Annotated in this window: 16 protein-coding genes; 6 read left to right on the forward strand and 10 right to left on the reverse strand. The window is 49.6% G+C overall.

The features are described from left to right. Window positions 1–96: 96 nt before the first annotated feature. Window positions 97–8,742, reverse strand: a complete 8,646-nt coding sequence (locus FT643_RS10410) for a non-ribosomal peptide synthetase (protein WP_156871329.1) — start codon at window positions 8,740–8,742, stop codon at window positions 97–99. Window positions 8,743–9,267: 525 nt separating this feature from the next. On the opposite strand from FT643_RS10410, the gene FT643_RS10415 reads away from it, so the two are divergent. The 3 genes from FT643_RS10415 to FT643_RS10425 all read left to right on the forward strand — a co-directional run bounded on the left by FT643_RS10415 (window position 9,268) and on the right by FT643_RS10425 (window position 15,255). Continuing rightward, entirely contained in the window at window positions 9,268–10,875 is a 1,608-nt protein-coding gene (locus FT643_RS10415; protein WP_156871330.1) for a TolC family outer membrane protein, read from the forward strand. A gap of 229 nt (window positions 10,876–11,104) precedes the next feature. After that, entirely contained in the window at window positions 11,105–12,787 is a 1,683-nt protein-coding gene (locus tag FT643_RS10420; protein WP_156871331.1) for an OmpP1/FadL family transporter, read from the forward strand. Window positions 12,788–13,110: 323 nt separating this feature from the next. Beyond that, the gene (locus FT643_RS10425) at window positions 13,111–15,255 is read left to right on the forward strand and encodes a hypothetical protein (protein ID WP_156871332.1); all 2,145 of its coding nucleotides are present in this window, start codon (window positions 13,111–13,113) and stop codon (window positions 15,253–15,255) included. A gap of 68 nt (window positions 15,256–15,323) precedes the next feature. Here FT643_RS10425 and FT643_RS10430 read toward each other — a convergent pair whose 3' ends face one another. The 8 genes from FT643_RS10430 to FT643_RS10465 all read right to left on the reverse strand — a co-directional run bounded on the left by FT643_RS10430 (window position 15,324) and on the right by FT643_RS10465 (window position 22,260). Then, window positions 15,324–15,785 carry a MaoC family dehydratase gene (locus FT643_RS10430; protein ID WP_156871333.1) on the reverse strand — a complete coding sequence of 154 codons (462 nt, stop codon included), beginning with the start codon at window positions 15,783–15,785 and terminating at the stop codon, window positions 15,324–15,326. A gap of 40 nt (window positions 15,786–15,825) precedes the next feature. Next, window positions 15,826–16,077, reverse strand: a complete 252-nt coding sequence (locus FT643_RS10435) for a hypothetical protein (RefSeq protein ID WP_156871334.1) — start codon at window positions 16,075–16,077, stop codon at window positions 15,826–15,828. A gap of 83 nt (window positions 16,078–16,160) precedes the next feature. After that, a complete protein-coding gene (locus FT643_RS10440; protein ID WP_156871335.1) occupies window positions 16,161–16,991 on the reverse strand; it encodes a TatD family hydrolase in 831 nt (276 codons plus the stop codon). 100 nt (window positions 16,992–17,091) lie between these two features. After that, entirely contained in the window at window positions 17,092–18,639 is a 1,548-nt protein-coding gene (locus tag FT643_RS10445) for a GMC family oxidoreductase (RefSeq protein WP_232340075.1), read from the reverse strand. 12 nt (window positions 18,640–18,651) lie between these two features. Then, complete coding sequence (locus FT643_RS10450; protein ID WP_156871337.1) at window positions 18,652–19,218, reverse strand: hypothetical protein; 567 nt, start codon at window positions 19,216–19,218, stop codon at window positions 18,652–18,654. A 331-nt stretch (window positions 19,219–19,549) separates the two neighbouring features. Then, window positions 19,550–20,341: an outer membrane beta-barrel protein gene (locus tag FT643_RS10455; protein ID WP_156871338.1), complete on the reverse strand. Its 792-nt coding sequence runs from the start codon at window positions 20,339–20,341 to the stop codon at window positions 19,550–19,552. Window positions 20,342–20,584: 243 nt separating this feature from the next. Next, window positions 20,585–21,514, reverse strand: a complete 930-nt coding sequence (locus FT643_RS10460) for an electron transfer flavoprotein subunit alpha/FixB family protein (RefSeq protein WP_156871339.1) — start codon at window positions 21,512–21,514, stop codon at window positions 20,585–20,587. After that, window positions 21,514–22,260, reverse strand: a complete 747-nt coding sequence (locus tag FT643_RS10465) for an electron transfer flavoprotein subunit beta/FixA family protein (protein ID WP_156871340.1) — start codon at window positions 22,258–22,260, stop codon at window positions 21,514–21,516. Before FT643_RS10465 ends, FT643_RS10460 begins: the two co-directional genes overlap by 1 nt. 512 nt (window positions 22,261–22,772) lie before the next feature. Between FT643_RS10465 and FT643_RS10470 the strand changes: the two genes are divergently transcribed. The 3 genes from FT643_RS10470 (at window position 22,773) to FT643_RS10480 (ending at window position 25,149) form a co-directional block, all read left to right on the forward strand. Next, the gene (locus FT643_RS10470; protein ID WP_156871341.1) at window positions 22,773–23,342 is read left to right on the forward strand and encodes a chalcone isomerase family protein; all 570 of its coding nucleotides are present in this window, start codon (window positions 22,773–22,775) and stop codon (window positions 23,340–23,342) included. Between the two features lie 167 nt (window positions 23,343–23,509). Continuing rightward, window positions 23,510–24,334, forward strand: a complete 825-nt coding sequence (locus tag FT643_RS10475) for a GNAT family N-acetyltransferase (protein WP_198043472.1) — start codon at window positions 23,510–23,512, stop codon at window positions 24,332–24,334. Further along, window positions 24,334–25,149 carry a lysophospholipid acyltransferase family protein gene (locus FT643_RS10480; protein WP_156871343.1) on the forward strand — a complete coding sequence of 272 codons (816 nt, stop codon included), beginning with the start codon at window positions 24,334–24,336 and terminating at the stop codon, window positions 25,147–25,149. Before FT643_RS10475 ends, FT643_RS10480 begins: the two co-directional genes overlap by 1 nt. Here the strand turns inward: FT643_RS10480 and FT643_RS10485 are convergent. Beyond that, entirely contained in the window at window positions 25,079–26,107 is a 1,029-nt protein-coding gene (locus FT643_RS10485) for a DUF2817 domain-containing protein (RefSeq protein ID WP_198043473.1), read from the reverse strand. The two genes, FT643_RS10480 and FT643_RS10485, sit on opposite strands and share 71 nt — an antisense overlap. Window positions 26,108–26,143 lie beyond the last annotated feature (36 nt).

A 26,143-nucleotide genomic window follows, 5' to 3' on the forward strand; every position in this document is an offset into this window, starting at 1 on the left:
ACTAAAAAGCCCGCCCGGGGCCGATTGACGCTTGATATTGTCGACCGACCCTGTACTAATATTCTAATAAAAATCTCTTGAAGAGACCTCTCCCTGTTATAAATTCTTTAGATCTTCCTCCGACAAACCTTCGATTTCCGCCAGTAAATCCGCCATTTCCAGGTCATCCGCCGATGATAGCTCGGCCTGCAGCAAATGCAGGGCAATATTCTCGATGGTGGGCTCTTCAAAAAGCGCACTTAGAGGCAAATCCACATTGAAATGATCTCTTACCCGAGATACTACCTGAGTAGCGAGCAAAGAATGCCCCCCTAAATCAAAGAAATTATCCGTCACACCGATCTGATCCAGGTTCAAGACCTCTTTCCAAATCTGGGTCAATGCCTCTTCTGTATCATTACGAGGCGCCACAAACTGATTACGGGCGTGCAGTGAATCATCTGGCTCAGGTAACGCCTTTTTATCTACTTTGCCATTGGCTGTGAGCGGGAACGCGTCCAGCAACACGTAGGCTTTGGGTACCATGTAATCCGGCAGACTCTTGCCCAGAAACCCTTTCAGCTCAGTCAGGTCCACCTCGCCGTCTTTCAGCAGGTAACCCACAAGTCGCTTATCCCCTGGCACATCCTCTCTGGCCAGGACGACTGATTCACGAATTTGCGGGTGCAAACTGATCGTTGATTCAATTTCACCCAATTCGATCCGGTAACCACGAATTTTAACCTGGTCATCAATCCGGCCCAGATATTCAACCACGCCGTTGGCCAGATAACGGCCCAAATCCCCGGTTTTATATAACCGCTCGTAGAGGCCGGATTGCCGCTCCACATTGTTGCCGAACGGGTTGTTTGTAAATCGTTCAGATGTCAGTTCAGGGCGGTGCAAATAGCCATGCGAAAGACCTTGGCCCCCAACATAAAGTTCGCCGGGAACCCCAATCGGAACCGGGTTCATGTGCTTATCCAGTATATACAGATCCAGATCGGGAATCGGCCGGCCAATCAGACTTTGACGACGGCTCAGATCGATCTCGGTGATACGGTGATAAGTGACATGCACGGTAGTTTCAGTAATACCATACATATTTATCAATTGGGGCTGCTGTAAGCCGTGTACCTGGTTCCACTGCTGTAATGCGGCAAAATCCAGCGCTTCCCCTCCGAACACCACATAACGTAGTTTTAGCTGTGCTGATTGACTATCGGCTTTCTCCCGAGCGTACTCATCAATGCGGATAAATTGAGTGAACGCCGACGGTGTTTGGTTAAGCACCGTCACCGCTTCATCGCACACCAGCTGATAAAAATCTTCAGTCGACTTGGCCACCTGGCTGGGAACAATAATGACCTTGCCCCCGTACAGCAATCCGCCCCATAACTCCCACACAGAAAAGTCAAAAGCAAATGAATGGAACAGAGTCCATACGTCTTGATCACTGAAACCGAACCATTGGTCCGTGGCCGTAAATAGACGAATCACATTGGAGTGAGGAATTAACACGCCTTTCGGTTTGCCGGTGGTGCCGGAGGTGTAAATAACATAGGCCCGATGATCACCGCCCACTACGCGATCTACATTATCCCCGCAAAAAGTCAGCAGTTCATCCTGTAACTGATCCACTATCAACGGTTTGCAGAAACCCGGCAAATCAAGATCGCTCAAGCCGGATTCCGTAATCAGCAGGGCAACTTTCGCATCCTGCAGTATAAATTCGTTACGCTCTCGGGGATTGGTCGGATCAAGTGGGACGTAGGCTGCGCCGGCTTTCAGTACCGCCAGAATGCTCACCACCATTTCCGCCGAGCGGTTCAGGTTGATGCCGATCAGCTGGTTGGTCTGTACACCCTGCTCCACCAGATAAGCGGCAAGCCGATTCGCCCGTTGATTAAGCTCGCTGTAAGTCAGCGATTCATCACCCGCCTTAAGCGCCACTTTCGCCGCATACTGCTCGGCGATACGTTCGAATCGTACTGTAATCGCTTCGTCAAATTCATACTGATCCGGCTGATGATTCCACTCTTTCACCACCAGTTGGTTTTCGTAATCACTCAACAACGGTATTTCAGACAAGCGCAAATGGGGATGCTCGGCCACCTTTTCCAGGATTTGCTCGAGGTGATTCACCATCCGATGCACGGTTTCGCGATCGAATAAATCGGTATTGTATTCGATCATCCCCTCCAGGCCGGAAGGCCCTTCTTCCAGATTTAGCGTCAGATCGAATTTGGCTGTCTTGGCCACAGATGGCAGCATTTCGAAAGCCACGCCCGGCATGGATACATCCAGCAAACTGGAGGCGTTTTGCAAGGTGAACATCACCTGGAATAACGGTGAATGGCTCTTATCGCGGGCCACACCCAGAGCATCCACTAAGCGCTCGAACGGTAAATCCTGGTGATTGTAGGCCGACAACGTGGTGTCCTGCACCTGCATCAACAGATCCACAAAGCGCGGATCGTTTTCAAGATCAGCACGTAACGCCAGACTATTGACAAAGCAACCAATCAGCTTTTCGAACTCGGGACGGGCACGATTCGCAACCGGAGTACCGATACAAATATCCGTCTGCCCGGTATATCGATACAGCAAGGTGTAGAACGAGGTTAACAGGGTCATAAACTGCGTGACACCCTGATCACGACTCAACGCATTGAGTTTTTTGGTCAGCGCCGGGTTTATACGAACCGGCTCGTAATTCCCTTTGAAAGTCATCACAGCAGGGCGCGGACGGTCTGTGGGTAATTCAAGAACCTGAACCCCCTGTAAACGATCCCGCCAATAACTTATTTGATGCTCAAATACCGGGCCATCCATCCACTGCCGCTGCCAAGCCGCATAGTCTGCATATTGAATGTCGATTGGCTCCAGCCGTGGAGCGTCACCGGACACCATTGAGCGATAAAACTCTCCGGTTTCCTCAATCAGAATGCCTAACGACCAGCCGTCAGAAATTATGTGATGCATGGTCAGCAGCAGCACGAACTCTTCTTCATCCGTCTGTAACAAACGGGTTCGCATCAATCGAATACGCCGCGCTTTATCCAGTGACCCCAAAACCAAATCGAATGAGCGAGTGGCTTCGTCTTCTGCCAGGCGAATCACTTCTGCTTCACGTTCTTCCGCATCCAGGTGACGTAAATCACGGACATCCATAAACCAGTCACCCGGATCACGAATAACCTGGGTCGCTTTCCCGTCATCGATCAGAAAGGACGTGCGTAACGCCTCATGCCGATCTACCACCGCCTGATAGGCCTTGCGCAACGCGTTGGTGTTCAGCTTTCCGGTCAACCGAATGGAGGCCGGCATATTATACGAGGTACTGATATTGTACTCAGAATTGCCGGTTTCAAGCTGGTTAAGAAACCACAACCGCATTTGAGCAAAGGACAGCGGTAATTCACCTGCCCGATCGATGCGCTGTACCGGGGGCGGTGCCAGGGAGGATAACTCGTCGGCATCATTCACCAGCGAACACAGTTCTTCAATGGTCGGATGGGTAAAGAGGGATTTAATCGGTAAATCAACCCGGAAATGATCGCGAATTCGGGATATGCATTGAGTCGCCAGCAACGAGTGCCCGCCTAACTCGAAAAAATTGCTGGTCACACCAACCCGTTCCAGCTTCAGCACTTCACACCAAATCTGACCCATCTCCCGCTCGGCATCGGTGCGTGGCTCAACAAAACTTTCTCCCATCAAATCGTCGATGGATGGCGCGGGCAGCGCTTTACGATCAATTTTGCCGTTCGGCGTCAAAGGAAATGAATCCATCACAACAAACGCAGCGGGCACCATGTAATCCGGCAAACTCGACCTAATGGCTGCCTTCACGGCAGTGATCAACACGGACTCCTCCAGGTTCTGGTCGGCATCGTTCACCATATACGCAACCAGAGACTGACTGCCCGCTGCATCGGCGCGGGTCAGTACCAGCGATTCCCTGACTCCGGACACAGCACTGATAACAGATTGGATTTCACCAAGCTCAATGCGGAATCCGCGTACTTTCACCTGGTGATCTATACGCCCCAGGTATTCCAGATTGCCGTTGGCCTGATATCGCACCAGGTCTCCCGTCCGATACATGCGTGCGTATTTCGCTTCTTGCTCAAATGGATTGTTAAGGAATTTCTCCGCTGTCATGGCATCGAGGTTGCGGTAACCCTTGGTCACACCGGTACCGGACAAATACAGCTCACCCGCTAGACCCGGTGGAACCAGACAGCCATGCTGGTTCAGCACATAAGCCCGTGTGTTCGCAATCGGGCGACCTATGGTAGCGGGTTCACCCTGCTTACGAAGGGTAAATGTGGAGTAAGTGGTGTCTTCTGACGGACCGTACAAATCGTACACCCGATCAACCTGGGTATGCTGATACAACCCATCCACCAGGCTGGCAGCCAAGGCTTCACCAGCAAGATTTATCACTTTTACGGTACGGGGAATCTGACGACCACGCAGCAATGTATCGATTGCAGAGGGAACGGTATTAACCAGCACCACTTCGTCTCGGGCAGGCAACTCCGGCAACGCCAAAACGTTTTCCGCGAGTATGATTTTTCCGCCCGCCGCCAGAGTCACAAAAATCTCGAATACTGAAAGATCGAAACAGACGGAGGTTGCTGCCAAAACGCCGGTCAGATCTTCTTTACTGTAGACACTGTGGCCCCAGTGAATCAATGCGGCGGCATTACTATGGGTGATCATGACACCCTTGGGCTTGCCAGTGGAGCCGGATGTGTAAATAACATAGGCCAACTGCTCGCCAGCAACTTCCAGCGCCGGATTGAGTTTGGATTGCCCGGCAAGAACGCTCTCCATTTGATCCAGATTGACCACCTGAAAATCCGCATCGGCGACGGGTAGCATAGCGGCCAGACTGGACTGCGAAATCACCACGGGAGCACTGGCATCCGCCAGCATATAAGCCACCCGGTCTGCAGGGTAATTGGGATCAATGGGGACATAGGCTGCGCCGGTTTTAAGAATCGCCAACAACGCCACGATCAAGTCAGCTTGACGCTCCATACATACCCCTACCAGCGTCTCGGGTTTAACACCCAACGAGATCAGGTAATGCGCCAACTGGTTGCTGCGCTGATTCAACGCGTCATAATCCAACCGGATGCTGCCATCCACCAGTGCAATATCAGTTGCTACCTGCTGCGCCCGCTGCTCGAATAAGCTGTGAATGCAATGACTGGCCGTAAAGGTTTCATCCGTTGCATTGAAAGTTTGCAACAGTTTTTGCTGCTCAGGGGCTGTCAGAATACTAAGCGAACCAATCGGGGTCTGGGGTTGCGCGATTATGCTGTCCATCAACTGACGCAAATGGTCTACAAAGCGGATGATGGTGGCTTCTTCAAACAGATCCGTTGAGTATTCAAGATCGCCGTGCAGCACACCGGATTCTTCTGAAAACTCCAGCGTCATATCAAACTTGGCGGTGCCGGGTGCGGTATGCAGACTTTCTACATTCACACCAGACAGGTTAAACTCTTCGTCTATCGTGCTGTTCTGCAGCACAAACATCACCTGGAACACAGGGGAATAACTCAGGTCGCGAGAAATCCCCAACCCTTCCACTACCCGTTCGAACGGTAATTCCTGATTGGTGAAGGCACCCTGCGTCACCTTACGTATGCGCTGCAATAACTCGACAAAAGCGGGATTTCCCGTCAAATCCGATCGCAGTGCCAGCGTATTCACAAAAAAACCAATTAATTTTTCCAACTCGGGTGTGGTCCGGTTGGCAATCGGCGTACCCACACAGATGTCTTCACTTTGGGTGTAGTGATGCAGCAACACCTTAAACGAGGCCAGCAGCGTCATATAAAAAGTCACGCCCTGGGTCCGGCTTAATTGTTTTAGCGCACTTACTTTTTCCTTCGGGATCTGAAAATAGTAATTACTGCCACGGAAACTCTGCTCCGGCGGCCGCGGGTGATCGAGGGGCAAATCCAGCACTGGCACGTTGCGCAGATGATCCGTCCAGTATTCCAATTGTTTGCTCATGGAGCCGCTATCGAACAAATCCTTCTGCCACTGAGAAAAATCAGCGTACTGAATCGGCAACTCTGGCAGTAAGGGGGCGCTATCACTGACCAACCCCGCGTACGCAAAGGAGATCTCGTCAGTAATCACTTTCAGTGAAAAGCCATCGGCCGCGATGTGGTGCATGGTGACCAACAATACATACTGCTCTGCTGCGCGGCCCTTTATCGCGTCCGATTCCAGGTCCGGAAGTTGTAATAAATGCGTTCTGATTACCGGCCCGGTGGCTAAACTGAATGGTTTGCTGGCCTCCGTATCGATCCGGTCCTGAACCGCTTTGGATAATGCCGGCTCCTTCAGATAGGTCAGGTCTTCGCGTGTAAACCGCCAGGTTTGGTCAGGCAGAATACTTTGGTAGGCATGGCCGTCTTGTTCGATATAGATCGTACGCAGCACTTCATGGCGGTTGATCATACTCTCGAACGCCTTCTCACCGGCTTCTATATCGAATGCACCCTGAATCTTCAGGGCAAATGGCAGGTTATAAGCCGCGTTGTTTTCCCGCAGCTTATCCATAAACCACATGCGTTTCTGCGAGAACGACATAGGCATCAATTGCTGACGCTCCACGACTTCCAATGGCGGCAGGCTGGAGCCGGATTGCCCCATCATGGCGTCTGCCAGCATCGCCCCTAAAGCGCGAAAATTTTCAGCGTCGAATAGGGAAGCCAGATCCAGGTCTATTTCGAAGCGATCCCGAAGACGGGTGAATAATTGCGTGATTTGCAATGAATCAATACCCAGCCCCATCAGGCTGATGTTGTCACTTATACGTTCCAGCTTCTCGCCGATTTCACTGGCAATTGCCGCTTTCAGATAGAGCACCAGGCGCGGTTCTTTTTCTGCTTCAGGCAGTTGCAGCCAAGCTTCCTTGCTGAGATTGAGTGCATCTTCAAGCTCTTTCTTCTCGTCCTCTCCACGCTCAACGGCCTGCATCGAGCTGACAGCAATGGGATCAAGGGTATCGTCCAAAAACGCCGCTTTGTTTGCGCTGTGCTGTATTTTGCCACTGGACGTTTTTAGAATTGCACCGGGCTTGAGGTAGACAATCGTATGCACCTGTAGCTCATGATTCTCTGCCACTGCCTGGCGTATTGCTGCGCTGACCACTTCCGTTACCAGCCTCATCCGGTATTTACGCTCAACTTCCTGTACCACGACCAGCCGTTCTTCGCCGTCTATTTCAACGGCAAAAGCCGCTCCCGCATCGGATTTCAATGCAACATGACTGGTTTGAACCGAGAGTTCTATGTCCTGCGGGTAGTGGTTGCGACCACGAATAATAATGACGTCTTTCTGGCGACCGGTAATATAAAGTTCACCGTCAATAAGACAGCCCAAATCACCGGTTTTGAGATAGGGCCCCTTGCCTTCTTTCGTGAAGCCGGCAAAGGTTTCTTGCGTCGCTGCCTCATTGCGCCAATAGCCCTTTGCAATGTTCTCGCCCTTCGCCCAGATTTCACCCACCTTGCCAGAACTGATCTCTGTTTTGGTTTCCGGATCAACGATCACCACTTCTGATTCCAACGGCGCTACGCCATTGGAAACCAAATTCATAGTTTTTGCATTGCTATTGTCTTGCGCCAACACAATCCGGTTTTCGGAGAACGCCTCCGCTTCCACCCGGCTGTACCGTGGGCGCTGACCTTCAAGCGAGGAAGTTACTAATAATGTGGCTTCTGCCAAACCATAAGTCGGATTGAATGCGCCCCGCGTAAACCCTTGTGGGCCAAACGCCTCGATGAAACGCTCTATAGTATCCGCACGCACAGCTTCCGCGCCGGATAGTGCCATCCGTAAACTGGAAAGATCCAATTCGGCCCGTTGTGCTTCCGTTATTTGGCTGACGCAAAGCTCATAGGCAAAATTAGGAGCGCAGATGACATTCCCTTTATAGTCACTGACCGCCTTTAGCCAGCGAAACGGTTTCTGTAAGAACGACGCCGGTGACATGAAGACCGCGCTGGCGCCCAGATACAAAGGCTGCAAGGTAGTGCCGATCAATCCCATGTCATGGAATAACGGCAACCAGCTAACGGCAATTTCATCGCGGGTACTGCTAAAACCGGAGGTAATCATGGATTCGTTATAAATCAGGTTGCCATGACTGACCATAACCCCTTTCGGGTTGCCGGTTGAACCGGAGGTGTACTGCAAAAAGGCCAGTGAATCCCGATCTATTTGCGGGCATTGCCAATCGTTTTCACTCTCATCGTCATCCAGGTCTACGGTAACGAAGGGCAAACCACTCAGCTCTTCAGATTCAGCAAACAGGGGCTGAGCCGTTTTTAATACTTTTGAGGTAACGAGCACAATCGCGGGATCGGAATCCCGGATTATCGACTTGAGCCGCCCCAAATTCTGATTGCGTCGCGGCGGATAGGCGGGGACTGCGATGATTCCGGCGTAAAGACAACCGAAAAATGCATAAATAAATTCCAAACCCGACGGAAACAGAAGTAGAGCGCGACTCCCCGCTTGAGCACTTTGCGCAAAGCGGCAGGCATTGGCTCTCGCCCTTTGTTGCAATTCTTGATAGGTAACCGTGATGCCCTGATCATCTCCGTCCGGCAGGAAGGTGTAAACCACTTTGTCGGGCTGCTCTGCAGCACGCTTTTCAAGGAGTTCTACCAGGGAAGAACATGTTGCGGGATCGAACGAGTTGAGTCCAACTTCTAGAGACATAGACGAGTTTCCTGCCTGTTTATTCTTATTATGTGATTCAGCCAAACAAACGTGGAACAAATGAACGAAATCCAGATAACGACGTTCGTACACATAAAGTTAAGTCACGGTTAATGCGACCGAGCCGTACAATTATAGTCTGCTTAATCGATGCATACTCTAGTCGAATTCTCAAATTTGCGATAGGGGAATGACCGTGTCCGCCATGATTGCACAGATATACCGCAAATGTCTTTTTGAATCAATTAGATAGTAGCCTAGCACAGGGATTTTAGGGCGTTACAAAACACACTACCAACGATTGATTACAATGGCTTACCCCGCATTACAAAGAATCACAAGAAGCTAGCCGTGCCCGGCGAGTTTTTTTTATATGATGCTAAAGTTATAGTAAGAAATTTAACGCGATTGGCTTATCCTTTCGCGTATGAGGGAATGCGGGGCCACTGGCTTTTAATTCGGCCCCATCTGGCGTAGAGTGAACGCACAAAAAAACAAGGCAATACAAATAACTACAACACAATTATGAGAATAAAATCGACCACCAGCAGTATTCTGGCCGCTTGGCTGTTTTTCTCTATTCCGAACGCCTACGCAGAGAATCTTAACGACATATTCGCGCTCGCCCGTAAAAACGATCCCGAGTGGGCATCGAAAAAGCAAAAGTATCTGGGCGATCGCGAAAAACTGGAACAAGCCTTTGGCTCCATGATGCCCACAGCAGAACTAACGGGTAACTGGAGCCAAAACCGTTACGAGGGTGGCAGCACCGCATTAACGCTGGATAATGCCATCGAGTGCGGCATTGCGAACGGCACCTTCCCTCCTACCGTCGGTACCGACTTCATCGATTTTCTATCCGGCTGCCAAGACGACGCTGTCGGATTCACCGATGTTACCGAAGACTTCCAGAAAAGCTCCTACAACTTCACGGCAACTCAACCGCTGCTGCGCATGGACCGGTGGCACCGTTACAAGCGAGCCCAAAGCCTGGACAATGCATCCAAAGCGGAACTGGCATTGGGTCAGCAGGAACTCATGATCCGTTCCGCTGAAGCCTATTTTGGCGTGCTGCGATCGGAAGAAGAACTGCGGTTAACCCAATCAGAAGAAAAAACCCTGCGCGCGCAGCTGACTGAAATCAAAAACCGCTACAAACTTGGTTTGCTCCGTGACACTGACGTATATGAATTACAAGCACAGCATGACATCGCAAAGGCAGCCGTTATTGTTGCTGAAACCGCAGTGGTCAATATCAAAGACACCCTGGCAATGCTGACCGGCAAGGATATTCAAACGGTCACCCCGCTGCCGAAAGACATTCCTATCGAACCACCCCAGCCCGCCGCACTCTCGGAATGGGAGGAATTTGCGGCCAAAAGCAATTACCAATTAATAGCGTCCCAGTATCTGGTCGAAGCTGCGGAAAAAGAACGCAAGGAAATGAAGGCGGCTCACGCCCCCACTGCCGACTTGTTCCTGAACTATAACCACAGTGATAGCAGTGGCAGCCAATCAACGCCCTCCTCGGACCTGACAACAATCGGCGTGCGAGTATCCCTGCCTCTCTATACAGGTGGCATAACCTCATCTCAGGTGCGCGAATCTGAACACCGCTTACAAGAAAGCCGCTACAACTCGGAGTTAGCCCGGCGTAACGCATTACGTGAAACCCGCCAATTCCATAGCCAGGTCAACGCCGATGTTGCCAGCGTGCAGGCCCGCCTTCGTGCGGTCAAGTCCAACAACAGCTCCCTGCGCGCAGTCAAAGCTGGCTGGCAAGATGGTATCCGTAGCATGTCCGACGCCTTGGCTGCACAACGCAGCGTATATCAGGCACGCAAGGAATACACAATTGCACGTTACGAATACATTATGGATACGCTCAAATTGAAAAAAGCAGCGGGTGTGCTGACACCTGACGATCTGCAAACACTGAATACCTGGCTCGATAGCCCCTCATCTCAAACCGTTAGCACCATCCTGGAGGAAGAAGACAATTTCCTCGACCAGGTGGACGATATCAAGTTTGAACGAGAGCTGAAGACGTTTGATGATGAGAAAAAAGCGGCTTCAAAAAAACAACATAAAAGCCTCTATGATGCCTTTAAAGACTGGCGTGATAGCGAATAATATTAGGGGGACCGTTTATGCTTGAGTTTAAAGACGGTCCCGAGTATCGTGCGCTAAACAATAATAGCGACGCTTTTGGCCTATACAACTATCAATTTTGAACGGTCCGAAGTGTCTATAAGAATTAAAAAACAACGTAAACTTTGTATTTATTATTAACTCAAAAAGCCGAAGGGGGTTCCTGACGACGTTTCACGTTTGCGTGCAACTTTGAGCAGGAGTTGATTCCATGAATAAAAACAATCACATTAAACCACTGGCCAGGTCCATTCTGAAACGCGCTTGCTACATCGGCACTACCGCATTATGCCTTGCTAGTTTAAATGCTCATGGGCAACTGCTGCACAACCTCACTGTTGGTAATCCAAAAGCACTGGGACTGGCAAACGCGGTCACGGCGGATCCACCGGGCGTAGATTCGATACACTTTAACCCCGCCGGTCTGGCAAAAATCAAAGGCCGTCAATACAGTGTTAAGTTTATTGTCGCTCACACCGAATTGGATGCATCATTCGGTGAAAATACCGAACCGGGTGCTGACGTTTTGCAATCTTACTACAACCTGCGGCAAAACGCGGATTGCAGCGGTCTGCCTAACACGCCAGATGGATGGCAGAATTGCTGGGGTAACGATCCTGTCGCCAATCAAAGTAGTTCGAATGCTGACCCTTCTTTAATGTTGCCATTTTTTGGCCCAACGGAATTGCCCATTCTCGCTTTTCCTTCCGGCGGCGTAGCAGTTGAAGACCCATCCCGCGGCTGGACCATCGGAACCGCCGTGTATTCTCCAGAGGGATTTGGTTATTCGCGGGACGAAGATGATCCGGGCGCCTATCAGGGAATTCAGGTTGGCGTAACACGACTCACCTATTTCGCACCGACAATAGCCATGCCCGTCAACGAAACGCTTTCCTTCGGTGTTGGAGTAAACTTTTCCTACCAGGGCATGGGCGTAGACACCTATTTACGGGCACCACTCGAAACCACGCAATTCCTGACCGCACTGGAAGATCTGAACTTACCTTCCGGTAATCTGGATGTGCTGCGCCCCTATGAACCTGTTGGCCGGCTCTCAATGGAAATGGAAGATTTCCTTTCAATTGGCTTCAATCTCGGCATTCTATGGGAGCCCTATGAATGGCTTTCTTTCGGGTTTCTGTACCAAAGCGAAAAGACATCCCAGCTCAGCGGTGACTTTAAAATGGAGAACTCTCCTGAGTTCTTGGCCACTACAGATGGCCTTCACCACACGGGACTGGACAGCGCATTTCTGCTATTGGATGGCGTACCTTTCAATGCCACCGCAGTAGAGAGCGGTACGGTGGAACTGGAATACATCACGCCGCAGAATATTGCCTTCGGCACCTCTGTGAAGGTTCTGCCTAACCTGAAAATCAACTTTGACGTTAAGTGGATTGAATATAGCGTTTGGGAAGAACTTAACTTCAAATTTGACGGCGATGTGGATTTCCTGAACTTCTCCAGTGTTGTGTATGCTATTTCCGGCCTTAAAGACAACGCTGATCCCGACGCGATGCGTTTACCACGAAACTATGAAGATGTCTGGTCAGTTGCTATTGGTGCGGAATATCAGGTGAACGACAACCTGGTAATACGTGCCGGCTACGAACCACGAAGCAGCGCTATTCCCAGCACTTCAGCGGACATGTTGTTTCCCGTCGGTGAAGCCGATTTGTTTTCTGCAGGTTTTGGCATGCAACTGGACAGCACCTCACGTATCGACGGTGCTTTTGGTCTTTTGTTGTCTGAACAAAACATTGGGGCCTGCCAGTCAAATAACGCCAATAACTGTAAAGAAGGCGACGTGATATACAACCCTTACTATTCGATTCCGTTTAAAACTGAAACCACCGCCTACATTTTTGCTCTGTCCTACGATAAAAAGTTTTAACCAAACCAAACGCCGTACTGTCTGCCGGATACCTTTTCCGGCAGACTGGCGACATCACGCCAGACATATCCCGCTGCCCGGACCGGGACCCACTGCTAGACCGGACTTCCCTACTGCGCATCTTTATACATCTATCAAGCCCGTTCTGGTAATTTTGTGACCTTTCTCTCACATTTTCGCTGAATCTTTAGCCAACTGGTCTACCTTTATAGTTGTCAGGTTAATACGGACATGACGATTAACGGTTACCTTTGGTGAAGTACCTTTAGCAGTTCATCTATCCTGATGACTCATGGTATTCATCTTTATGATGAGATGTTGGCATGTTGTTGAGAAATAGTTTATCCAGCTGTATCGGTCTTTTATGTGCACTCACATTTGCCGGATGTGGCGGTGGAGGGTCTTCCGCCGAAGCCCCCACACAGGCCCTGCATAATGCCAGTACGACGGTTCAGGGTACCGTGGTGAAAGGCATTGTCAGAGGTGGCCTGGTTAACGCCTACAAACTGAAAGACGGTTCAATAGACACATTATTGGCAAGTTCAACAACCGACGAATCGGGTCAATTCAGTTTCCAGTTTAGTGACTATAGTGGCCCGGTGTATGTGGAAGTGACAGCCAACTCCGCCGGTAGCTGGATGGTTTGCGACAGCGGCAGCGGCTGTGGAGAGCACACCGACTCCACGGAGTTGGATAAAAACAGCAATGGACTAATAGATTTTGGTGAAGAATTCAAACTCGGTTCCGATTTCAGCCTCACTGCCGCATTGGATTCTGAAGGCCTGACAACCCCCTTCTCCGTCACCACGCTTACCCATCTCGCAGCCCAGCTAGCGCACAGCTACCCTCAAGGCATGAACGAAATCAGCATAGCGGTAGCCCGATCCCAGCTGGAGGATTTGTTCGGCGTGTCAGGAATTGCCAGCAGCAAGATCATCAATCTGGCCGACCCTGATGCCATCGCGAACGCCGGGGAGCAACAATTGAAGCACACTCTGCTATCAAGCGCGTTGATTGGCATGGGCAACGAAACCGCGTTTCCGCAACTGCTGAATGCACTCGTCTATCAGCTGCAAAGCCAGGGTGGCCAGATGATCACTCACAGTGCCGATGGCAACGGTATTTCATTGGCAGACCTGATTGATGAGGCTATGAAAACAGCCCGCATGCTTGAGCTGGACAATTTGGCCAGTTCATTTCAAATTACCAAAACAAACCTGTGGACCATGGATGCAGGCTCGCTCACGGAAGCAAAGCCCTCCCCTACGGCAGCAGGAGACAAAGCGGACCTGATCAATGCCTTCATCAATGACTTGAACACCTGGCAGGGATATTTAAGCCTGTCACCTGATCAAACCTCTTTTGCTAATGTGGTGTCTTCTATCGGTGTATCGACCGGAGCAGACCTCAACAACATGATGAAAGCGGTGGCCCTCGCCGGGCAATATGGACCGGTCGTTGCTCTGCCTGACGCAGCATTGAGTACCGCTTGCAATAGCCTGGGTAACGCTTTGACCAGAATGACCTGTCACCTGTTAATTTCCGGGAAATCACTGCAAGATATTTGTGAAGGCTCACTGAATTTAGTGATATTCAACCGCTCCTTGTGCGATGTCCTTAATGATCTGACGCTACCTTTAGGCAATGGACTGAAAGGGAACTTTGCCCTTTACGATGGCATTGCACGCATATACGGAACCACACTTGATGGGGTAGAAATCGATATAACGTTCACGGCGGTCAGTAATAGCGGCACGAGTTACGCTTTCAGCGTCAGCGGAACTGCGGATACCGACACCGGCGCGTTAGCAATCCAAAGTGGTGAGTTTGCACTGACGTTTGAGGGTGGCCTGGACATCAAAAACCTGAAACTGCCCGAAACTGCCCGCGGTGAAATCGAAGTAAGCTACCAGCAATTCGCAGATTCAGACAGCGGAGATTCCACCTCATTCGCAGGCTCACTGGCAATCGACCTGGATCTAAGTGGTGTGCGCAAACTAGAGAGCGACGCCGAGCACGCCTACGCAGGGCTTGACAGCGTTGACTTATCCTTGATTGCGGATGGAGCTTTCGAGTCCATCTACGGTGACCACTTCAATGGCAGCTTAAATTTGTCCGGCGGTTTGGATAGCGATATCCGGGTTATCTTTGAGACTGACCTGCCAGACTATTCTGATCGCGCCACAGTGTCGCTGATCAGTACTCCGGAAAAGCTGTCAAGCGGCGCTATCGAAGACATATCCATAAGCTGGAGTGGAAAACGCTACGACGTGATGTACTTTATGGCGCCAAGTTACGGTACTCGGATAAGCAACCAGGACAGCGTCATTATGGATCTTGATCTGACTGCTGAAGATGGAGAGACGGCCGGTTACATCTACCACAATGGCACCCGTTACGCACGCGTCTCCCCTCTCAACGGCAGCTTGCTGCTGGAACTCTCGGATGGCACTGAACAAGTGCTGTAGTTCAATAACGAGTCGCGACAAAAAAAGGGAGTTTTAACTCCCTTTTTTAATTCTGGTATCGCACTAATTCAAATAAAATACATCACCAGCCAATCAGCGATCAACGCGGGCTTATCTTCACCTTCAATTTCAACCGTGTATTCAAATGAAAACAAAAACTGCCCTGGTTTTTTTTCAACGACTTCCTTGAGCACACCGGAGGCCCGTACTTTGGCACCGGTTTTAACAGGCGCAAGAAAACGGATTTTATCAAACCCGTAATTCATACCCATTTTCATGCCGGCAGGAACAACTAGATCGGCCATTTGTTCCTGCAGGTAGGGCAGCAATGACAGCGTTAAAAACCCGTGCGCGATAGTGCCACCAAATGGGGTTTGCTTCGCCATTTCTGGGTTAACATGAATATATTGGTGATCAAGAGTTGCGTCTGCGAAAGCGTTAATCCGGTCCTGATCTATCTGAAACCACTCGGATTTCCCCATGGGTTGGCCCACGTACTCTTGCAGTGATGCTGAATCAACAGATTTCATTCTATTTCCTTGGTCAAAAAGTTTAAAAAGGTTTAAATCGTTAGCCATTATTAAATAGCTTTTCCAGTTGGCTCTCGACAAGTGCCCAGGGGATCAACATCGGCTTTTTGGTCACCGTCAGCGTACACATTGTCCCCTCTACCTTGTATTCAACGTGAAAGCCTTTGCCTTTAGCGAAGCCGGTCGCAGAATCACCCTGAAACTCGACATCATGCTTTTGTGCCATCTTATAAAGCTTTTGCACAATTACATCAGGATCTTCTTTTAATTCTCCTGTTACAGACCTTGTCATAGATACTCCGCAATTCGATTTAACACTAGGTTATCAATGTGCCCAGTTTATCACGATTCAAAAGTGGACGGCATCGCCGTAGATCAACGTGGTGCCAGACCGGGTTTGACATTGGCTTCACCACCAGCGCCCGCGCCCGCCACCTCCACATTCAGATCCAATAGCCTAATAACATTGAGCGAAGTCTGCCGTGCCAACTCTTGCGGTGCCAGATCCAGTCGAGCAGCCAGAATCTCTGTTATTTTAAATAAATTCACGGGTGTGTTCATCTGGTGGCGGGCAAAGGATGGAGATATATCCGGTGAATCCGTTTCCAGCGCAATCGACTCCCGTGGCAGGGATCGCAACAGACGGTGCAATTTTATTGCTCGATCATAGCTGGCAGCACCGCCAAACCCGATCAAGAAACCGCTGTCTACTAACCGTTGCGCCTGTTGCAGACTACCTGAAAAGGCATGCATTATGCCGCCGTACTGAAAATGTAGCTCCCTAACGGCTTTAAAAATCAGATCCTGCGTCTTCCTGGAATGCACAATTACCGGTAACCGCTGGTTTTTTGCAATGGCCAGCTGTGCCTTGAAGATCGCCATCTGTTGCTCGGTATCGGTGCTGCCGTCGAAGGCGTCCAGCCCTATTTCACCCACAGCTATGGCTCCGCAATCAAGGTATTCAGGCAAAACGTCCAAGTGGCTGAGTTCGTGCTGTTGCATAAAATAGGGATGTAGGCCGAAGGCGGGCTTAATAAAACTCTGATCACGGGCCAGCGATCTTAATTTCAGCCAACTTTGGTGGCTAACACCGGGGACAACCCATGCCAGCATACCTCGATCGCGACACTGCTGTATCAATTGCGCCCGGTTCTGATCGAACTCGGGAAAGTCCAGGTGACAGTGACTGTCGATAAGTTGGAGCATGATTTACGGTCCGCTTCTTAGCTAGTACCATTTTATAGGACAACAAACAGTTGCGGAAATCAAACCTGCTATGTAGCGAATTACTCAAACAAAACTGAATTTAGTTTAATCTAGTAAAATATTTCTCTTCGTTTGCCAGAATATAATCCGCAATATAATTTGATATCGCGTACACACTTTCTTGTGGATTAACGATAATGGAAGTGGGAAAAAGGCTGGCATCCGCAACGAACAATCCATTAACTCCATGGTGCTCGCCGTACTCATTTGTAACCGACCTACCGGGATCCGTTCCCATCCTCATCGTACCCTGGGGATGATATGACACCATCCGGATAGCAAACGGCGTGTTCTCAATACCGTCTATTTTATTGTCAATTTCATCCTCAGACTCGACAATCCGTTTGTCCACCGTAGGTAAGAACACCCGTTTCGCCCCGGCTTTGAAATAGATTTTAGCTGCCGCCTTGAACGCCAGCTTCATAGCGGGAAAATCGTCATCCGACAGTTCATAATCTATTTGCTTTTGTCCATCCTTCAAACTCACTTGTCCCACATTATGATCGTGAATAAGACTGATGCAAGACGCATAGTTTTTAGCGTTGGACATAAACTCCAGATAGCTTTTACCTGTGCCTGGTTCCGTAGACATGCCGATTTCCATGGGCCCCGCTCCGCCGCCTTCCAAAACGAACCCCCCTTTATCCGGATGTTCAAACTCATCCATATAAACCCCCAGCATTGCACCACGCCAGGTGTAAATATCCTTCTCGAATTCCGCCACGATCATGGTTGAGGGGTGGCACGCGAAGTTCTTGCCAATACTGTCGTTTTGGGAACCTAGCTGACTACGTAAAAACAGTAACGGGGTCTGTATAGCACCCGCCGATACCACTACCAAATCGGCTTTCACCGTCATATCAGCGACTTTTTCACCGCTTTGCGGATCTGTAACCTGAGCCTTAATACCCGAGGCGCGGCCAGAGTCGGTAAGGATTTCCGTAACCAGGCAATCACTATATATTTGGGCACCATAGTGGGATGCCCACGGTAAATAGGTGACTAGCATGGATTGTTTGCGGTCAGTCTTGCACCCGGAGAGACAATGCCCGGTCAGCGCACAATCTTTGGTATTACGTTGCAAGGGCTTAACAGACCAGCCAAGGGCTTTAGCTCCCTGTTCCAATTTGCGGCTATTTTGGTTAATTTCATGGGGCTGATTAGTGTGGATACTTAAATTCCGCTCGATTTTTTCGAAATAAGGAGACAGTGTTTCTGGGGTCAGATTAGTCAAACCGTATTCTGCCCCCCATTTCTCAAGAATAAAATCGGGTACCCGGAACGTAACGCAACCGTTGACAACGGTAGAGCCACCTAAACAACGCCCCTGTAATACCAATAGATCCCCTTGTTTGGTGACCTGACCTCCGTGATCCTGATAGAGAGTCTCCAACATATCCGGAAATTTTTCGTTGAATTGGCTGGAGGGAACATAGGGTCCGGCTTCCAATAAAACAACCTGTTTCCCCGCTGCTGCCAGTTCATAGGCCATCACCGCTCCGCCCGCGCCGGAGCCCACAATAACGACGTCGGCCTTCAGGTTCAGTTCACTGCTTTTGATATCTTTCGCTTGAATAACTTTTAGCATATTGGGCATCATTTATTGTGATAGGTGGGCTGATTGACGCTGCGGAAGTGGCGCTTCACCTAAGGAAGTCAGGCCCCATTTTTCAGAAACAGGACCATCAAAGTCCAGCGGACCCCAAGTTGAATCGTCGCGCCAATAGCTACTGTAAACCAGTCGTTTTAATACCGACACAATACCCTGCTGCATCGGGTGCCCCGTTTGCCAGCTGTCAATATACTGGATCGCATCTTCGTCGGGCATTCTGGTAAAACGGGAGAAGTGCCACCCCAACACCATTCCGCCATATTCAAACAGCTTAATCGCCGCGGCCAGATCGGTACGGGTTGATTGCGGCATCGTGAGCATTAACTTATCGAGGTTGGAGAGTACAGGGACTTGATTTACCGGGGTTAAAGGCGTGCCTGCGGTCGGCAACAAAACCTGTGCTAAATGACTGAAGAAAAACATTTGCTCCCTGTCGAGCGCCTCTCCCGCAGGCAGTGCACTCACGCTATCCGGCTTTGAGCAAGCTGCAATAACGCCAAACCCGGCCAATAGCCCCATTTGTGCAGTCCGAGCCAGAAACGTCCTACGCTGCATTGAGCTAAGATCGTTCCTAATTTCACACTCTATGCTTTTGTTATTTAAACTATTCATAGAATCCTCAAAGGGCCGCCCGGTGGATTTCCAATACTATATGACCATTGAGTCTACACAGGTAGCGTGAGCGAAGGGAATGACCAAAACCAACGTAGCACATGACATTTAGCATCAAATAGCGCAGGTGGAATGGTTGAACTTTGACGAGGCAAATAAGGTGCTATTGCACAAGATGGGGGGCTAACTTTAGCGGCCGCAGACACTTCTAGAGAGCGTGAGCTGTCCGGGTTTGCACGACACCCCGGACAGACCTTTTATATTTAGTGGGTGGCTATTGGCAGGCCGTGCCACCGACCACGTCCTGAAAATCCGGGTCACAAGCCGTTACGGCTCGTTTGCGCCCGTCACGGGCATGAACCCCTTTGTTCGAATCACCTCTGGTTTTACCAAAACTGTATCTCATACCCAGAAACAAACCATTCAGCTCCGAATCCGCAGAAACCAATACATCCGAATACTCCCCCATCACCAAATTGTATTCCAGGTACACTGAGGTCGTCTCAGTGGCGTGATATTCACCGCCAACGGTGAAGAACATGGACTCATCACTGATCGTCCGGGAATCTGAATTACTGTTCATCAATACACCGCTTGAAATATCGACAACATCTACCCGGTCGGTTCGCTTTGCTCTGAATTTCATAATACCGATCTTGGAATAGAGCCCGTAACTTTCACCGATGGGCCAGTCGCCGCGAAGGGCAAACGCGGGGCCTTCAAATGCGATTGTTTGCTTTCCGTTATCGAAGGTATTGGTATTGAGGTTAACGTCTTTACTGGTGTATTTGTAATCTCCAAGGTCGAAATAGGCCAGCTCGACTGCCAGATTCCAGGGCAAACGTACGCCAAGCGCTGCTGAATAGCCGTCTGAAGTATCCTTTCCTTCGCCTACACTTGTGGGGGTTACGAAATTGCCCGCTTGAAACAACTCCTCAACATCAGAGCCCTGGATGTAGCCCAATCCGCCACTAATATACATCTGAGTTTCCGCTTGAGTGGTTAAGGAGATAGACATAAAAACTGCGCCGACCAGCGTGCCGGCTAAACCTGCTTGATACTTCATGTTACTACCTTTCGATTGCTGTCGATTTAGAGTTATTATTTTTGAGCCAGCGATCAAGCCAGACCCCGCACCCAAAGCCACTGATAGACTTATTATTTTTTGATGAGTGCTCGAATACGGTGAACCCACCTGGTCAACAATTGTATGCGGTACCAGCAGCAGAGTTCAATAGCTGTAATGTACAACGAAATAGCCCGGCGCATGGGCCGGGCTATTACTAAGGCTTATTGACTTACTTTGTTTTTAAAGTGCGCTGTCCAACTCAGGAATCGCAACAAACAAATCAGCAACCAATCCGTAGTCAGCAACCTGGAAGATAGGTGCTTCTTCGTCTTTGTTGATGGCAACAATAATCTTACTGTCTTTCATACCCGCCAAGTGCTGAATCGCACCGGATATACCGACGGCAACGTACAGATCAGGAGCAACTATTTTACCGGTTTGGCCGACCTGCATATCATTTGGAACGAAGCCTGCATCAACCGCGGCCCGGGAAGCTCCTACTGCGGCACCTAACTTGTCAGCTACTTTATAAAGCATTTCGAAGTTATCGCCATTCTGCATACCACGGCCACCTGAAATAACCACCTTGGCAGCAGTCAACTCAGGACGATCACTTTTCGCCAGCTCTTCACCTACGAAAGAGGATAGACCTGCGTCTTTCGCAGCGCTTACCGCTTCCACAGCAGCAGAGCCACCTTCAGCGGCAGCAGCATCAAAGGACGTGCCACGAACGGTCATCACATTAATGGACTGGGACGACTCCACTGTAGCGATGGCGTTACCAGCATAAATAGGGCGCTGGAACGTTGTCGCATTAACGACGGCCGAAATTTCAGAAATCATCTGAACGTCCAGTAAGGCCGCTACGCGAGGCAGAAAGTTTTTACCCGAGGTTGTCGCGGTTGCCAGAATGTGTGAGTACTCTTTACCCACTTCAGCGACCAGATCACCTACGTTTTCTGCCAATTGGTGTCCGTAAGCTTCGTTGTCAGCCAATAGTACTTTGCTGACGCCATCGATTTTTGCAGCTTCGTCCGCTACTGCTGCGCAACCTGAACCCGCTACCAAAACAGTTATATCACCACCGATTTCTTTAGCAGCGGTTACCGCATTGAGTGTAGCGCCCTTCAGGCTTGCGTTGTCGTGTTCTGCATAAACTAATACGCTCATTAGATCACCTTCGCTTCGTTTTTCAGCTTATCAACCAGTTCAGCAACGTCTGCTACTTTAACGCCGGCTTGACGCTCCGCAGGTGGCTCAACTTTAACCGTTTTAACCAATGGAGCCACGTCGACACCGTAATCACCCGGTGACTTAAATTCCAAAGGTTTCTTTTTGGCTTTCATGATATTAGGAAGAGACGCATAGCGAGGCTCGTTCAAACGCAAATCCGTCGTTACCACAGCGGGTAATTTCAAGTCTACCGTTTGCAAACCACCATCTATCTCGCGGGTGACTTTAACAGAGCCGTCAGCAACGTTCACTTCCGAAGCGAATGTACCCTGACCCATACCGGCCAGGGCAGCCAACATCTGGCCTGTCTGATTGTTGTCGTCATCTATGGCTTGTTTACCCAGAATAACCAACTCTGGCTTTTCTTCATCAACTACTGCTTTCAGTAGCTTGGCAACCCCTAAAGATTGCACGTTGGAAGCTTCAATCAAAATGCCTCGATCGGCACCCAAAGCAAGTGCAGTACGAATTTGCTCTTGAGCTTCTTTAGGACCAACAGTCACCGCTACGATCTCGGTGACAACCCCCTTCTCTTTTAAACGAACAGCTTCTTCAACAGCGATTTCGCAGAAGGGGTTCATGGCCATCTTAACGTTATTCAGGTCGACGCCGCTTTGATCAGCAGCCACGCGCACCTTAACGTTGTAGTCAACAACTCGTTTGACAGCAACCAGAACCTTCATGGAACCCTCGGCTTTATATAATAGAAAGTGGATTTAAGGCATTTGCCAGAAAAATAACAATTTTGAACTAATGCCGTGCGGCCGTGACGGGTGAAAACACAGGATTGTTTACCCTGACCGCTCTCGTTAAAAGCGCGTCGTATCTTGCCGTTTTATGACAAACAGGTCAATAGCCAATCTGGCTGGACGAAGAGTCTTAAACGCCAATGTCAACTCCATCAGCATAATGACTTTTTTTCGGGAGAACAATAGCTTATCCGGCTTAATTTATTTCCCTGTCAGGCCATTCCCAAGCCCAGTCTAACGTTCGGAGTTGTTAAGTAAATCGTTGATTTGAAGCCATTTTCAGGATCAGGTCCGAGATTCGAATTGTTCTATGCATCGGATATGGCAGAATAACGAACCCTTTTGGGACAACAAATGTCAAAGCAATGTCAATGCAACGAACGATTGCAATAACGGCCTGTGGAATCAGGATTTATCCATAACTTTCAGATTATGAGGATTAGAATATGCGCAAACTCGGATTGATGTTAATACTCTCAGTGGTCGCAGTTAATAGCTACAGCCTTGATATAGGCGGCATCTCGCTCCCCGACACAATGGAGACCAAAGACCATCAGAAACTGGTTTTAAACGGCGCAGGCATTCGTGAAAAATGGTTTATGGATTTGTACGTGGGAGCACTGTATTTAACAGCGCCCCAATCCGATTCCGAGAAAGTGGTTGCCGCAGATGAGCCGATGACCATCAGACTGCATATCATCTCTGGCATGATTACCAGCAAAAAACTAACCGAAGCGACGCAAGAGGGCTTCGAAAATTCCACCCACGGCAATGCCGAACCCATTCTGAAAGAAGTCAATGAAATGCTGCATGCATTCAAGGAACCAATCAAAAATGGCGATGTATTTGATTTCGTCTACCTTCCAGAAGAAGGCGTTTCAATATACAAAAACAACCACGAAATCAGGACCATTCCCTGTGACGGTGTATTCAAAGAAGCACTCTTCGGTATCTGGCTTTCGGATCAGCCGGCCCAGAAAAGCCTGAAACAGGACATGATGGGCAGTAACAGCTGAACTGAAATCGTATGGAGCAGCCATCGGCTTGCTCCATACTTAAAATATCGGGCTCACGGGCATTAACCGTTTTCCTTCTTGTCTTAATTAATTCACCAAACGTTAACCTTCCGGAAACAGTCTTTAAATACATTCAGCATCGAGGTTTCATAATCGTGGAGGCCATGATGCTTCATAAGCCAGCAAACACTCATAACCCAATCGACATTCACAATCGCCCGCGTTTTTTTGCCGAATTCATTACGGCAAAAGAAGAAATTCGTGAGGCTCAGAAAATGCGTTACGAAGTATTTTGCGAAGAATATAAAGTGGTACTTCCGGTTCACAATACCTGGAACGGACACCCTATCGACGTAGATGACCTGGACGATTACTGCCTGCACCTGGTAGTAAGAAATCAAGCCAACCTGGAAATCATTGGGTACACCCGTGTGCTGACCTGCGAACTGGCAGCACGATTCGGGCGGTATTACTCCAGTCACGAATTCCATATCGACAACATAATCAACCGGCCTGGGCGTTTTTTGGAAATTGGACGTACCTGCATACATCCGGATTTCCGTAACGGTGCTACTATTGCCGTGCTTTGGGCTCATCTTGCCAAATTCATGCAGGAAAATGAGTTCCGGTATCTATTCGGTTGTGCCAGCATATCCCTGGAAGACAGCGGTAAGAATCTCGCAAAGATTATGCCGGTGCTACGCGAGAAATTCTGGGCCAAGTCGGAGTATTCTGTACAACCAAAAATGCCGATAAACCCATTACCCGACCCCTCATTATTAATCGAAGAGCAACTCAATACGGCACATCACGCGGCCAAACCAGCCATACCGCCGCTGTTAAAAGCGTATACCCGTATGGGCGCGCTCATTTGTGGGGAGGCGTGCCTCGACCCAGAATTTAATGTGGCAGATTTGTTTGTGCTACTGGATATTAAAAACGTTTCGGACCGCTACGCCAAACACTTTTTACGCACTGAAGAAGCTGCTTGATGGTACGGTATATAAGAGCGACCAGGCTAATATTGCACATCTTGCTGGCGCTCTTTCTTTTGGTGATTACCGGTTCGTTGTGGAATAGCAACACCCGGCTAGTTAAAAAAACCACGCGCTGGTGGCTGAACAAAACAACCCGGATTATAGGTGTCGAGATTCACGTCTCGGGAACCATCCCCGAGCACAAAGCCAATTCCGGTATCCTCTATATTAGTAACCATATTTCCTGGCTCGATATTCCGGTTATAGGGGGCCTTGAGTCCTTGAACTTCCTATCGAAAGCTGAAGTACAAAAATGGCCATTGATCGGTAAGCTGGCAGAAGGAACCGGAACGCTTTTTATCCGGCGTGGCACCGGGGACGCCGATACCATATCAGGCAAGATGGCGGACTATCTTACGCAAGGTCGTTCGGTGCTGTTTTTCCCTGAGGGTACCACCAGTGACGGCAGTAAAGTAAAACGATTTCATTCCAAGCTCTTTCGCGTCACACAGCACACTCCGGCACCGCTCTGCCCCATCGCAATCCATTACAGTGTAGAGGGCGAGCCCGGTAATCCCGCTGCCTTTATTGGAGACGACGAATTTACTACGCATTTATGGAAGCTACTGGGCTATCCTACAATAACGGTAAATGTTCAGTTTTTGCCTTTGCGGAATATGGATGACGGTACGCTTGAGGCCTCAGTCAGAATCCTGCGGGATGAAATATCAGAGACCGTAATCAGGCTGAATGAAAAAACTAATACCAATAGTCGATCGCTTGGTGCATCCACTCACGGCGATCAGAGTGCCCGGGCAACCAGTTGCTAAAGTTGGCTGAGGCCCTGAGCAGAAACTCCATCAGGCACTGATGCCGACGCAATACGCGTTCATGCCGATGGGGTAAAACAGGGTTAAACACACCCAAGGCATTAAACAACTGCAGCGGATTCTTCTTCACCCACAACCAGGAACCCATTTCGAGAGTCAGGGGCAAATAGACGCCTTTGCGACGCGCTAACGTATTCCTGTAAAGGTAGTCCCACATATCACCATGGGTTGTGTAATTGCGGGATTGTGGCTCAATCAGATAGAAGCTATAGCTGGGGTGAGTCCGCCGAAACAACATTCTTAACGCAAACATTTCACCAATATCGTCAAACGGGTCCGGTGTATACGCGTAGGGAAACCACACCTGATCCCGATGTCCGAAGCCTGAATGACAATCCAGCGAAATTGTAAACTGTGCCTCTGCCACCACGCTTTCAACCAAACGCTGGATAGCACAAAACTCTCTTTCCGGTGGCTCGTCTCTTTTGCCCCGATACCAAGGCAAATGTCGGCTGATGCGGTGCCCTCCGAGAAACAACGGTACTTTACCCGTTGCATCGATCGGCGCATTGCGCATCAGATCCACCCCATTAATATTGCTGCGACGGCGCTTCAACATACCGACCGGATTGATCAAAGGTACGAACAGGATGCGAACACGCTGCAACAAGCTATCCAGGCTCTCATCCCAATCCAGCCGGTTAAACAAAGTATTCATGTAAGCGAGGATGACCTGGGTACCGATTCGCTCGACTCCATGCACACCACCGGAGAATATGACAGTCGGTGTAGCGGGATCAGGATTACCCAGTTCAAAACAGTAGAGCGGCAAGCAATCTTTACCCGTTTCAACCGCAGCCAATGTATGTACCTTCGCCGGCAAGTTGTCCTGTTCCAGCCAACGATCCATCTGATAAAGCTCAGGCAACCCTTTTAAAACACGGTCGGAGCGAATCAATTATTTACCTCAAAGCATAGTGTTGACCTAAACGCC

The organism is Ketobacter sp. MCCC 1A13808 (genome assembly GCF_009746715.1).
Lineage (GTDB): Bacteria > Pseudomonadota > Gammaproteobacteria > Pseudomonadales > Ketobacteraceae > Ketobacter.